10 protein-coding genes are annotated in these 13,196 nt (G+C 43.2%); 5 read left to right on the forward strand and 5 right to left on the reverse strand.

All coding sequences use genetic code 11. The features are described 5' to 3' along the window. Positions 1-2: 2 nt before the first annotated feature. Genes EHS15_RS09575 through EHS15_RS09590 form a run of 4 tightly spaced genes read left to right on the forward strand, consistent with a single transcriptional unit; the run spans position 3 to position 7,166 of the window. Positions 3-1,586, forward strand: coding sequence for an efflux transporter outer membrane subunit (locus EHS15_RS09575; RefSeq protein WP_135760344.1), 1,584 nt, complete (start codon positions 3-5; stop codon positions 1,584-1,586). Continuing rightward, positions 1,583-4,813, forward strand: coding sequence for an efflux RND transporter permease subunit (locus tag EHS15_RS09580; RefSeq protein ID WP_135760345.1), 3,231 nt, complete (start codon positions 1,583-1,585; stop codon positions 4,811-4,813). Before EHS15_RS09575 ends, EHS15_RS09580 begins: the two co-directional genes overlap by 4 nt. Further along, a complete protein-coding gene (locus EHS15_RS09585) occupies positions 4,810-6,015 on the forward strand; it encodes an efflux RND transporter periplasmic adaptor subunit (RefSeq protein WP_135760346.1) in 1,206 nt (401 codons plus the stop codon). The genes EHS15_RS09580 and EHS15_RS09585 overlap by 4 nt, the downstream gene beginning before the upstream one ends. Next, the gene (locus EHS15_RS09590; protein ID WP_135760347.1) at positions 6,012-7,166 is read left to right on the forward strand and encodes an efflux RND transporter periplasmic adaptor subunit; all 1,155 of its coding nucleotides are present in this window, start codon (positions 6,012-6,014) and stop codon (positions 7,164-7,166) included. The genes EHS15_RS09585 and EHS15_RS09590 overlap by 4 nt, the downstream gene beginning before the upstream one ends. Before the next feature lie 228 nt (positions 7,167-7,394). Here EHS15_RS09590 and EHS15_RS09595 read toward each other — a convergent pair whose 3' ends face one another. Next, positions 7,395-7,772, reverse strand: a complete 378-nt coding sequence (locus EHS15_RS09595; protein ID WP_135760348.1) for a transmembrane 220 family protein — start codon at positions 7,770-7,772, stop codon at positions 7,395-7,397. 247 nt (positions 7,773-8,019) lie between these two features. Then, on the reverse strand, positions 8,020-8,925 hold the full coding sequence (locus EHS15_RS09600; RefSeq protein ID WP_135760349.1) for an AraC family transcriptional regulator: 906 nt from the start codon (positions 8,923-8,925) through the stop codon (positions 8,020-8,022). 185 nt (positions 8,926-9,110) lie between these two features. On the opposite strand from EHS15_RS09600, the gene EHS15_RS09605 reads away from it, so the two are divergent. After that, entirely contained in the window at positions 9,111-9,866 is a 756-nt protein-coding gene (locus tag EHS15_RS09605; RefSeq protein ID WP_135760350.1) for an SDR family NAD(P)-dependent oxidoreductase, read from the forward strand. 62 nt (positions 9,867-9,928) lie between these two features. Here EHS15_RS09605 and EHS15_RS09610 read toward each other — a convergent pair whose 3' ends face one another. The 3 genes from EHS15_RS09610 to EHS15_RS09620 form a co-directional block, all read right to left on the reverse strand. Next, positions 9,929-11,182 (reverse strand): NHL repeat-containing protein, encoded by a 1,254-nt coding sequence (locus EHS15_RS09610; RefSeq protein ID WP_246052036.1) that lies wholly within the window; start codon positions 11,180-11,182, stop codon positions 9,929-9,931. A 37-nt stretch (positions 11,183-11,219) separates the two neighbouring features. Continuing rightward, positions 11,220-11,678 carry a hypothetical protein gene (locus EHS15_RS09615; protein ID WP_135760351.1) on the reverse strand — a complete coding sequence of 153 codons (459 nt, stop codon included), beginning with the start codon at positions 11,676-11,678 and terminating at the stop codon, positions 11,220-11,222. 45 nt (positions 11,679-11,723) lie between these two features. After that, the coding region (locus EHS15_RS09620; protein ID WP_167884202.1) for a C1 family peptidase at positions 11,724-13,196 on the reverse strand (1,473 nt) is incomplete at its 5' end.

Raw genomic sequence — 13,196 nt, forward strand, 5'->3', positions numbered from 1 at the left:
ATATGCTGACTCAGATCCAACGAGCCATTCTTATCGGTTTCGTGTTGTCCTTTTCCGGCTGTTTGAATGGTGCATTTATCAATCTGGCACCCAAATATGAGCCGACTCAATTTGTAGTACCGGATTCTTGGCAGGGGGATGGACCCTTTGTCAAAGCGAATCCGGGAGGAGAAGAACTCCCTCAGGATTGGTGGAAACTTTTCGGCGACCCAGTTCTGAATCAATTGGAAGAGGAAGCCCTCGTTTCCAATCCGGATTTACAGGCAGCTGGAGAAAGATTTCTTCAAGCGAGAGACATGGTGATGAAGTCAAGATCCAAATTGATTCCCAATTTGGGAATCGGCTTTGGAGCATCTAACAACAAACAATCGGAAGATGCTCTCTTTCGCGGTCCTTTGGATCCCACACACGACAAAAATCTTACTTTAGGTTCTTTTGCCAGCTGGGAACCGGATTTTTGGTCCAGCATCCGAAATGAAACTTGGGCTAAAATTTACGAAGCGGAATCGGTTGCCGCTCAATATGCGCTCGCCAGATTGAGTTTACAATCCGAGCTTGCCACCGATTTCTTTTTGTTACGCGGTTTAGATGCAAAAAAAGAAACCTATGACCTTTCCATTCAATATTATGAAAAACTATTAGAGCTGGTGAACCAAAGATTTAAAGGAGGATTATCGCCGAAAATCGATGTTTATCGAGCGGAATATCTTTTAAAAACAACCGAAGCGAGACGTTTCGAAATCCTAAGCCAAAGGAAAATTATAGAAAACGCAATCGCGATTTTAGTGAATCGAACTCCTACGCAATTTCATATTCCGGAAAATTCCAACCTAAATGCGGTTCGTTTCAAACTTCCCCTCCTTCTTCCTGCTAAATTATTGGAAAGAAGACCGGATATTGCCTCGGCAGAAAGAAGAATGGCAAGGGCAAATAGAGAGATAGGAATTGCAAAAGCCGCTTTTTTTCCGAACATTTCCTTCGGTTTGAAAGGAGGGTTTGAAGGAGGCAAAGATCTTCTCAATCTTTCCAACGGATATTGGTCTTACGGTTCCATGGCAAGTGTTCCCTTATTCCAAGGAGGGTATCGAAGAGCCCAATTACAACAAGCTTGGTCCGTTTACAGAGAAACGGAAGATCTCTATCGTTCTACGGTTCTCAACGCCTTTCGTGAAGTGGAAAACAATCTCACCCAAACGCAGTATCTATATTTAGAAACTGAAAAATTGGAAAAGGCGGTAGAGATGGCATTTCTAACCCAAGAGATGACCACTCAACTTTATACTGCCGGTCTCAGCAACAGTATGGAGATTCTCTATGCGCAGCTGTCCACTTTGGAATCCAAGTTAAGCGTAGTGCAAGTCAAAACGGATTTCCTCACTGCAACCGTTTCTCTGGTTCGTTCGTTAGGCGGCGGATGGCAGAAAGAACATATGCCGGGCGATGATGAAATCCAACCCTTTCCTGTGTTAGGAGATCCTGACAAAATCCAAAAATCCAAAGATGTCCCCAACCCTGATTTAAATGAGAAGAAAGAGAAACAGGATCTCACAATTCCCATTCCTTTCCCAAACGGAGAAATTAAATGAACGAGATCGTTAAAATCGCGCTGAATCGACCCTATACCTTTATTGTGATGTCCATCCTCATCGTTCTATTCGGAGTTCAAACCATACGGAAAGCTCCTACGGATGTATTTCCAGGAATTAAAATCCCAGTCATATCAGTCGTTTGGGTGTATCAAGGCATGCTTCCGGAAGATGTTTCCGGTAGAATCACTTCCGTTTTTGAAAGAGCACTTACCACAACCGTGGAAGGGATCAAAAGCATAGACAGTAGATCCTTTTACGGAAGCAGCATCATCAATATTGAACTACACCCGGAGACAAATTTAGCGGGTGCGGAGGCAGAAATCACCGCGATTTCCCAAACAGTAGTAAACTCTTTGCCGCCGGACATTTCTCCGCCTATGGTCATGCGCTTGGAAGCGTCTTCAGTTCCTGTCGCAATGCTCCAAGTGACATCCAACTCAATGACTCCTGCGGAACTTTATAATCTAGCCTTTATGAGAATTCGCTCCTTACTTGTGACGATTCCTGGAGCCATCATACCCCAGCCTTACGGGGGAACGCCGATGCAGCTTTTGGTCTCCCTAGACAAACAAAAGTTAATGGCTAGGAATTTATCTCCTTTGGACGTTTATCATGCATTCAATGAACAAAGTTTAGTTCTTCCTGCAGGGGATCAAAAAATAGGAAAAACGGATTGGATGGTTATGACGAATGCCATGCCGATGCAGGTGGAAGATTTCAATCATATACCGATCAAATCGGACGGAACTAGAACCATCTTTATGAGAGACGTAGGCAATGTGGCCTTAGCGGGCCCCCCTCAATTGAACTCCGTTTTGGTGGATGGAAAACAATCCGTCGTCATCGTTGTGATGAAAAGCGGTGATGCTTCTACTCTGGAAGTTGTGGAAGGGATCAAAGACATGCTTCCTAGAATCAAATCCATCGCCCCTCCCGATGTGGAATTCAAAATCCTAAACGACGCTTCCGTATTCGTGGAAGACTCCATTGAAAATGTAGTTCATGAAATGGTGCTTGCTTCGGCACTTACGGGAGTCGCTGTACTTTTGTTTTTAGGTTCCTGGAGAGCCACTGCCATCATCGCCACATCCATCCCTCTTTCCCTGCTCTGTTCCTTGATACTTCTCCATCTAACAGGAGAAACCATCAATATTATGACCTTGGGAGGTTTGGCATTAGCGGTGGGAATCCTTGTGGATGATGCCACGGTGATGATTGAAAACATAGACACTCACTTGGAGAGGAGGAAACCTTTAGAAACCGCCATCATAGATGCCGCAAATGAAATTGTGATCCCTACCTTCGTGGCAACCCTTGCCATCGTAATCGTTTGGTTGCCTCTATTCCAATTAACAGGTGTTTCCGGATGGCTTTTTATGCCGATGGCAAAAGCTGTTATGTTCGCCATGTTGGCTTCCTTTTTACTTTCGAGAACTCTTGTTCCTACTATGGCGAAATTTATGTTACAAGAACACTCTCATACGGTACATCATGAAGAACATAAAGTTCCCAAAGGTCCTCTTTCCAGGGTTTTGCATTTTTTGAAAGCTTTCCAAAAAGGTTTTGAAACTAAATTCAACACGATGAGAGAAGATTACCACATCCTATTAAAGAAAGTGATCGAACATCGTGTAAGGTTCGTAAAAATATTTCTTCTCATTGCGATCTCTTCTCTCGGCTTCCTCTTTTTTCTGGGAAGGGACTTTTTCCCGGAAATCAAATCCGGTACGATCCAAATGCATATGCGCGCTCCGTTAGGCACTCGTCTCGAAGTGACAGGAAGGATCGCCACATTGGTCGCAGAAGACATCAAAAAAATATTACCGGGAAAAGTGGAAAATGTTCTGAGCAACTGCGGTCTTCCCGTTGTGAGTCCGCATAACATGGCTTTTATCCCTACTCCCACCATCGGTTCTCAGGACTGTGACATCACAATCTCGTTAAAGAACGAATCCTCGCCCGTTTGGGATTATAGGAAACGGTTGAGAAAGGAACTAGCCAAACTTTATCCTGGAACCATATTCACCTTCCAACCGGCGGATCTGACTTCCGTTATTTTAAATTTCGGCTCGCCCGCACCGATAGATGTTCAGATCAACGGTCTCGATTTGGAAGAAAACTTCAAATATTCCAGAAAACTACAATCCAAACTGAGAGAAATCACAGGTTCTGCGGACGTAGTGATTCACCAAACAATGAATACACCAACATTGCTTGTGGAAGGAAACCGCAGTCTGGGTTTGAATGTAAGCTTACCTTTAAAATCCCTGGCAGAAAATATGCTGCTCACCACTTCCGGCAGCCAACAGATCGATCAAAAGTATTGGCTGGATCGCAAAACCGGGATTTCCTATCAGGTCAATATTTACGTGCCTCAGCTGCAAATGAAACGAACCCAAGATTTACTGACTGTTCCCGTGAATACGGGAGATTTCGACAAAGACAGTTCTTCCGTTCAGATGCTGGGGAACATCGCCCGCCTAACTGCAACAGGAACACCCGGACTCATCACTCACCACAATTTACTTTCACTGATCGATATCTATGTTTCGGCGGAAGGAAGGGATGTGGGAAGTGTTCTTTCCGACGTCCAGAAAGCGGTAGATGCACTGAAGTCGGAACTTCCCAGAGGAGCTGCAGTAGAAATCCACGGACAGGCGGAAACAATGAAGATCGCCTATGTTGAATTAATTGCAGGTTTGAGTTTAGCCATCGTGCTCGTTTACCTTTTGATCGTAGTCAATTTTCAAAGTTGGACGGATCCGTTCATCATCATCACCGCCTTACCGGGAGCTTTGGCGGGAATCTCTTGGACTTTATTTTTGACGGACACGAACATTTCCGTTCCTGCTCTGACCGGAGCGATTATGTGTATGGGCACTGCTACAGCTAATTCCATTTTGGTGGTTTCCTATGCGAGAGAACGATTTTTAGAACACGGTAAAGCGCTTGAAGCGGCCATTGAAGCAGGTTATGCTAGAATCCGACCGGTGATCATGACCGCTTCCGCAATGATCATCGGTATGGTGCCTATGGCTTTCAGTAACTCGCAAAATGCGCCGTTGGGAATTGCAGTCATTGGCGGACTCACAGTCGCTACCTTTGCCACTCTCTTCTTTGTGCCTTGTGTTTATGCCATCGTTTATTACAAGGAAACTCCTTCCGGTTTTTCCACAAGTCCTAACCTTACTCCTGTTACTCCACCTAAGAGAGGAAAAAAATGAAACCAAGAAAGTCACAAAAGAATTTCGCAGTAAAACAAATCCCTGTTTTACTGCTTGTTTTCTCAATTTCATTCTCCTTCTGTTCCAAGGAAAAAGAACCGGAAAGTTTTTCCAATAGAATGATACTCATCCATCCAGAGCCTTTGCAAAGAGATTCATTCACTTCCTTTGTGGGCCAGCTCAAACCTTGGTATGAAGCTCCTCTTTATGCGCAAGTTTCCGGTTATGTGAAACATTGGTACAAAGATTACGGCGCTCAAGTGAAAAAAGGAGAACTGCTTGCGGACATCCAAGCTCCTATTTTGGATGCGGAATATTCCCAAGCAAAAGCGGAATGGGAAGCTCAGAAAGCGAAATACGATTTAGCGGACATCACCGCGAATAGATACAATGCTTTAAGGGAATCCAATGCGGTATCCGAACAATCCGTATCCGTAGCAAAGGCAAGTCAGAATGCGGAAAGATCATTATGGAAAGCCACGGGAGAACAAGTAAAAAAACAGAAAGTGTTTCTTTCCTTCAAAGAGATTCGCGCTCCTTTTGCAGGAATCGTGACACAAAGAAACATCAACGTAGGAGAGTATGTAAACAAGGAAGGAAATTTAAGTGAAGGGCAAGGACAGAAAAACTTGTTCACTGTTGCAGACATTCATACGATCCGACTGTTTGTGTCCGTTCCTGAAATTTATGTATCTGTGCTGAAGCCAGGGTTCGAAGTCACCGTTCAAATCTCCCAGTTCAGAGACCGAGTTTGGAAGGCAAAATTTTACAATTATTCAAGAGGATACGATTCCGGTTCGCAAACCGTTTTAGCGCAATTTTTGATCGAAAACAAAGATCTATCGATCTGGCCCGGATCCATTGCCAATGTTCAATGGCCGAATGAAATGGAAAATCATTCGTTGTCCATACCTACAAGTGCTTTGGTATTCGATGAAAGCGGAACCAGAGTGGCAACTTTAACCGAAGACAAAAGAATTCATTTCAAATCGATAGACGTAGGAAAAGTTACTGATCGTTATGTGGAAATAAAGTCGGGGTTAGACCCTCAAGATAAAGTGATACAAAACCCAGGAGCTTCCCTATTAGAAGACGATTTGATCACAGACAAAATAGAAGATAAAACCATCGAGAAAAACAAAAAAGAGGAAGAAGAAGCACTAAATCCCGCCGAGGAAGATTCCTCAAAGAGGTCCTTATGAAAATTACCATATCCAAAAAACATAAATTCCATTACGGAATGTTTCTTTTTCTTTTGTACGTTTTGTTTCAATTGGGATTTCGATTCTATCGTTATTTGGATTTAAAAAAGGAAACCAAAGAAATGGCGATGCCTACCGTTTCCATTGTCCAACCCAAACCTCTGGACGAAATGGAATTTTTAAATCTTCCAGGAACAATCAAAGCGTGGAATGAAGCGCCTCTCTTTTCGCAAGTTTCCGGTTATGTGAAGGTTTGGCACAAAGACTACGGAGCCGAAGTGCAAACAGGTACAGTGCTGGCGGAAATCCAAGTCCCTGTCTTAGATGCGGAGTATTCCAAAGCAAAATCGGAATTAGACGCACAAGAAGCCAAATACAGATTGGCGGAAGTCACAGCAAAACGATACCTATCTTTGCAAAAAACAAATGCCGTTTCCGACCAAGCCATTTCGGAAGTATTGGCGGACCAAGGTTTGGAGAAAGCGAAATGGGTGGCCATGCAGAACAACTGGCAAAAATGGCAGTCGATGATCCGTTTCAAAAAAATCATAGCGCCCTTTGCCGGAGTGGTTACACAACGTAACATCAATATAGGAGATTATGTGAACCAGGAAGGGAACTTAAGTGATCCCAAAAATGCAGCTCCATTGTTCGTAGTGGCGGACGTCCACAAACTTAGGTTATTTGTCTCCGTTCCCAGTACATTCAGTTTTATGCTAAAAAAGGGATTAACCTGTACGGTAAACCTACCAGAATTTCCTGATAAAAACTTTACGGCACATTATTTGACAATCTCCAAAGGTTTTGATCCTTCTTCGCAGACGGTTCTAGCAGAATTCGAACTTCCGAATCCTAAGGGAAAGATATTGCCCGGTTCTTATGCGCAGGTAAATTTAGGTTCTCAAGTTTCTTCCCCTCTTCTCACGATACCTGCAAGCAGCATATTTTTCGAAGGAGAGAATCCTAGCATCGTTCGTTTGGATTCCAAAAATCGAGTTCATTTTTCTAAAATAGAAATCAATCGAGTTTTGGATCAAACGGTAGAAATCAAAACAGGTGTCGCCTCGGAAGACAAGATCGTGGATTATCCTAGAACCACTTTTGCGGAAGGAGATTTGGTTCGGATTGTAAAACCAAGAAAGGGATACTAAAAACTTTCGGAAGGGATTCATCTCTATTCGTATTTTGCGGGTGAATCCCCGAACAAAATGTATCTAAAATAGAAATTTCATTCTTTCCGAATGCAGTCTGTCCTGATCTTTCGGGGTCAGGCTGCTTCGGGGTGCGCTATCGCTCCCGCCTGCTTCCGCAGGCCAAGCCCTTCACATCCTTTTCACAAGAATGATAAATTTAATACATAAGATTCATCTTATATAGACTTATTTGTTCTCTCGCTTCTTTAAGTACAATAAAAACAAATTCGAAACACATACGATGAGTGTTCCCAAAAATTCTCTGATCTCTTCTATATAGGGTTTTTCTTGAGACATTGGGGTAGAAAGCATATTTTCCATCCCTCTGGAATACCACTGAAGTGCCCCATCGGAAAGAATCAATAACTGCAAAACCACAGCACCTAACGATACATAGATCAAGGAAGAAGGTATTTTTCCCGCAACAGAGAGCAGACACAAAATGCCTGCCAATCCGTACATAAAAATCCAGTGAATGGGATCCGGGTCATTGTATTGTAATGCGGCGGAAGCGAAAAATAGCAATGCCAGAGAGGAGTTGATGACTTTAAATAAAACATTCATAGGATCTATGATTTACCTGTGCGATTCCGAGTGCAATATAAACTCATTTTATGATCTTTAAGTTACCGAGTTTTTAGCCTAAAGGAAACATAAGTGAAAGGGATGCGGAGGGCTCGGTCGCAGAAGCGACGGGAGCGTCAGCGCACCCCGAAGCAGCCCGGTCCCCGATGGGGATCGATCATCCATTTATGTATTTTACGAATAGAGAAACTTCTTCCTACAAATTCCATCGGGGATTCACCCATAGTTAGGCGGCGTTTCCGGAGAATCGATCGTTTTCTATCCGCTTCAGTTGAGAGGCATCTTTTGCGGGGGATGCGCCGAAAAACCGAGAGTATTCTCGGTTAAACTGAGATACGCTTTCATACCCTACTTCGAAAGCGGCATCGGATACGGAAGCGCCGCTGAAGACCAATTGTTTTCTTGCTTCCAACAGTCTCAATTGTTTTTGAAATTGAATGGGACTGAGTCCTGTGGTTTGTTTGAACTGACGATGGAATGTAGTGATGCTCAGTCCGGATCTTTCCGCCATACGTTTGATTGCCATCGGTTCCGTATAATTTTTACGAATCCATCGGATGGCATGATGTATACTCGGACCTTTCCCGTAAGACCGACATACCTGCATTAAACGCCATCCTTGCGGCCCGAGAAGCGCCCTATAAAGTATTTCTCTTTCATATAAGGGAGCCAACGCTGGGATATGTTCCGGGGTGTTTAACAGCCGCAACATTCTCAACCAAGCTTCCAAAAATTCCTCGGTAGCGGGACAGGCAGAAAACTCGTCTGAAACTTTTGTCTCGGAAAGATCTTTCGGAAGGTCTTTGAGTAAATCAAGAAGAGAACTTTGTTTTAAAGAAAGACCCACGGATACATAAGGAAGTCCGCCTGCTCCCTGATGCACTCTGCCTGTAGCGGGCATTTCCGTCGGAATGACGAAATAAGAAGGAGCTTTGAGGTGGACAACTTGTTCTCCGATAGAAATCGTTTTGCCTCCTTGAACGACAAGACCGATCATCGGCTCATAAATTGCGGCAAGCTGATGCTGAGGAACTTCTCCTTTGATGATCAATACTCCCGGTAGATTTGTGGATGTGGGAGTAGTATCCGCATGGGAAGTCAATCGAACGATCTCATTCAAAACATCTTTCATTCTTTTATTTTACCATGAAAAGGTATAATTAGGCTTATTTTTATCAAAAAATTCAGAAAAATATCAGTTTTTAAAACAATGAATGGCATAATTAGGCAATAAAACGACAGAATCGGATCTTGTAGCAAGTTTCAAAATCAACTATCATTCGATTACAAAACATTTCAACAGGAAAGGTAAATAGAATGAAAGTAGCAATTGTAACAGGCGGAAGCAACGGAATCGGAAGAAGCACTGCGCTAGAATTGGCAGATCGTGGAATCGGTGTTATACTCACCTATCGTTCCGATAAAAAGAATGCGGAAGAGATCGTTCGGGAAATAGAACAAAACAAAAAGACAAGAGCAGTGGCGCTCAAATTGGATCTGAGTGAAAAATCGACTTTCAGTGGTTTTACGGAAACGGTCAAAAAGCACCTCATCGATGTTTGGCAAAGAAAAACTTTCGATTATTTGGTCAATAACGGAGGGATCGGAGGAGGAATGATGTTTACCGATGCCACGGAAGATTATTTCAATTCCATTTTGAATACGAATTTTAAGGGGCCTTTCTTTTTGACGCAACAATTGGTTCCTCTTATGGAAGACGGAGGTGCCATCGTAAACACATCCAGTAACTCGAGCAAAATCACTCCTCCCGGATACTCCGTATACGGATCTTTGAAAGCGGCTCTATCGACTTGGTCTCGTTATTTGGCGAAAGAACTTTCTCCTAGACAAATTCGTGTGAATGCGGTATCTCCCGGCCCGGTTCACAGCAATTTCGGGGACGGAGTGTTCGACAAACATCCGGAATACATCAAACCCTTAGCGGAACAAACTGCTTTCGGCAGAATCGCAAAACCGGAAGATATTGCAAAAGTGATCGTAAACTTGTTATCGGAAGACTTCGGTTGGGTGACTGCTCAGGACATAGAAGTATCCGGAGGTTTTATGCTTTAAGTTTTTTCCCTGTCCATCGTATGGAAACAGTCTGTCGAAATCGATTTTTGATCTTTTGTTTGTTAGTAACCGTTGAAATAACTGCTCATCAAAATCGAATTACAGATTTTTCCTTTGGCAGCGGTATCTATACGAAGGAACTGGTTGTCCGTATGGGGAATGGTGTAGATCTTTCCGGAAGGAGTGAGAACGCCGTCCCCCCATTTGTTCCCGCCCGATACTCCTGTTGGCAATACAAAACTTGCCATAGTTTCCGGATTTAAGACCAATACGTCTCCGTAATCCGCAGGCATTGTATAAATATTTCCGTCAGGGGAAAGCACTCCTCCTCTCCACTTTCCGGTTCCCGTTACGGGGGAAACGAATGTGGTTACCGTATCCGAAGCTGGATTTATGATCAAAAAATTATTATCCATATAAGGAATTCCGAAAATCAATCCGGAAGAAGTCAGAACCCCGTGTTTCCATTTCGTCAGACCAGTAGTGGGAGAAGCGATGGAAGAGACGGTTTCCGTATTCGTATCTACGATTAAGATTCTATCGGAAGTCACCGGAATTCCATACGCTTTTCCGTTAGGCGCCAAAACGAACGCTTCCCATTTGTTCGCACCAGTAACCGGGGAAGGAATCGTGGTTGCCGTATTCAAAAGTGGATCGATCACAAGGACGGAATCTTCCAAAATGGGAGCGCCGTAAATTTTGCCGTTGGGAGCGAGTATCCCTCCTCTCCATTTTGATGCTCCCAGGACAGGAGAAGGTATCGTCGCAGTCGTATTGTTCGTAGGATCAATCACCAAAATCACATCCGAATTTCTGGGAATTCCGTATATTTTTCCGTTAGGTGCTAAAACTCCTCCTTCCCATTTATTCGTTCCGGTAACGGGAGTGGGAATCGTAACGGATTGTTCCGTAGAAGGGTCGAATATAAGGATGTTATTTTCATCAAAAGGAATCCCGTAGATTTTTCCGTTGGGTGCCAAAACTCCTCCCAGCCATTTCGCAGTACCATTGATAGGAGACGGCAAAAGACCGATCGAAGGAGAACCGGCACCTAACCTTGCCTGAAGTCTGAGTTCATTTTGTACCAAAGTCCAATTTTCCGGCCGAATGACTTCCGAAGGAGGGAGCTCACAAATCTTCTTTTCGGGAAGTTGGAAAGAACAAGGATCATAGCTGATCTTCAGGAAAGATTTTAGAAAATAAAAATCGCGGTATTTCTCAGAGAAAGGATCGCATCCGTTTCCCAAACCGGGAGATTTGCAGGCAAAAGAAAGCCCTAGCAGACAAACAAAGAAGGAATAACGAAGGAGTATCAAAGAGATTCTTCTTTTTTCACCAAACTAAAAAAAACGATCAGACTTTTTTGATTCCCGATTCTTTGAGAAACTGAATGATCTTTGTTTCGTTTGCGAATTCAGGCCGTCTCAAATCACCTAACGTATACATGATTTTCGTTTTGTCGGAGGCACCTATCTCTATATGCAGGCTATTGAAACTGATCCCTACGTTGTTTTTCACATTGTCCGGCAATTCTCTTTGAATTCCCAGAGGTTTCAGTTCCAACAAACGATCGATCCATTCTATGGATTTTTCTTTGGAAAGGATGCTCTCGAAAACGATTTTTTTTTCAGGAACCCCATAAACGAATTCTCCCACATAAGAATACTTAAGTAGTAGGCCGTCTTCATGGTTTTTCAGGTTCAAATTCAAATCGTACTGATACTGCGGAGATACCGGACCTGCCGATTCCACCAATTCGATTTGAATCGGAAGCAATTTTCCCTGTGAGTCCAACGAGTTCGATGCCATCATCCTTTCCTTGAGATTATATCTCTCTATCTTCCCTTTCGCGTTCTATCATTCTTCGAACGATTTCGTAGGGATGTATGCATGAAAATTAGGGTTCGATTTAGAGAAGATCTGTTTGGAAATATAACAATATCCCTTATCTCCCCACTCTTTCCCCCAGGAATTTTTCACGATAAAATAGTTCCCCACATAACCCACGATCAACATGGAATGGGATCCGTGTTTACCACTAGGTTCTTCCGCACGTCGCATGATTCCGTCCCGTCCGATGCTTCCGAACTCAGGACCGGTTGCCATTCCGAAAACGATTGGGATTCCCTTACTGAGAAGTTTCTTCAAATCGTCTATACCGACAGTAGTAGGTTTGACATTCGGTTTATACTTCTTGGCATTTTTGTTCATTTTTTCTTCACTCACCGTCGGCTCTTCATCGTCGTTTGGCCAGAGTTTGGCGCTACAGACTCCCGTTTTCACAAGATTCGTAATCGGATCCAATCCGCTCGGAGTTCCGTCATCTGCCATGTGCGCTGTCACAAAGTCGGTGAATGTATCTAACATTCTATGCGTTCTCACCATAGTATAGTTTGTTGAAAGCTCTACATGTTTTTTGCCCGCCATGATACGCAGCATTTCGATTCCATGGGTCATCGAATACGCCTTACAACGTCCCGTTTGTTTTTGGTTTCCTATAGGAGAACAATACTTTCTTAAATCGACGATTTGTTTCGGATTCGTTTTTGCCAATTTTTTAGGTAGAGGTTCCGGTTTTGGAACCACAAATGTGCTAGGAGGATCTACAAAATGAACATTAGTAACATCCACATCGTTTCCGAAAAATTTAGAAAGGATCTTAAAGGCTTTGGGAGTTAAAAATCCTTGCGGTTTTACCTTTCCGCCTTTTTTGAAAAACTTAACCGATTCAAAAGCAACAGCAGGACTTTGAGAAGATAATTTCTCATAGTATTGATTGGACTCTTCCTCTTCGACCGTTTCATAACCTTCTTTTACCATCCAGTCATCGAAGGTCTCACCTAGATATTCGTTATCGGAGAATGCCTTTCCCGCAAATTCTTCGTAGTCTTCCTCTGTCCAATCCCCTTCGTCCTCTTCCAGCCAGTCTTCTTCTAAGCCGTAATCGGATGCAGTTTCATAAACGTCGTCTTCATCGCTCAGTTCATAGTCAACAGACTCTTCTTCTTCAGATTCCTCTTCTTCGGACTCTTCTTCTTCAGACTCTTCTTCTTCGGATTCCTCTTCTTCAGACTCTTCTTCTTCAGATTCTTCTTCTTCGGATTCTTCTTCTTCGGATTCTTCTTCTTCAGATTCTTCTTCTTCGGATTCTTCTTCTTCGGATTCTTCTTCTTCAGATTCTTCTTCTTCGGATTCTTCTTCTTCGGATTCTTCTTCTTCAGATTCTTCTTCTTCGGATTCTTCTTCTTCTGATTCTTCTTCTTCAGATTCTTCTTCTTCAGATTCTTCTTCTTCGGATTCTTCTTCTTCAGATTCTTCTTCTTCGGATTC

This window comes from Leptospira idonii (assembly GCF_004770995.1).
Taxonomy (GTDB): Bacteria; Spirochaetota; Leptospiria; order Leptospirales; family Leptospiraceae; genus Leptospira_A; species Leptospira_A idonii.

Coding starts and splice junctions, on each gene's coding strand:
- EHS15_RS09605 (WP_135760350.1), top strand. CDS start 9,111: ATGAAAGTAGCAATTGTAACAGGCGGAAGCAACGGAATCGGAAGAAGC.
- EHS15_RS09600 (WP_135760349.1), bottom strand. CDS start 8,925: ATGAAAGATGTTTTGAATGAGATCGTTCGATTGACTTCCCATGCGGAT.
- EHS15_RS09595 (WP_135760348.1), bottom strand. CDS start 7,772: ATGAATGTTTTATTTAAAGTCATCAACTCCTCTCTGGCATTGCTATTT.
- EHS15_RS09615 (WP_135760351.1), bottom strand. CDS start 11,678: ATGATGGCATCGAACTCGTTGGACTCACAGGGAAAATTGCTTCCGATT.
- EHS15_RS09585 (WP_135760346.1), top strand. CDS start 4,810: ATGAAACCAAGAAAGTCACAAAAGAATTTCGCAGTAAAACAAATCCCT.
- EHS15_RS09580 (WP_135760345.1), top strand. CDS start 1,583: ATGAACGAGATCGTTAAAATCGCGCTGAATCGACCCTATACCTTTATT.
- EHS15_RS09575 (WP_135760344.1), top strand. CDS start 3: ATGCTGACTCAGATCCAACGAGCCATTCTTATCGGTTTCGTGTTGTCC.
- EHS15_RS09590 (WP_135760347.1), top strand. CDS start 6,012: ATGAAAATTACCATATCCAAAAAACATAAATTCCATTACGGAATGTTT.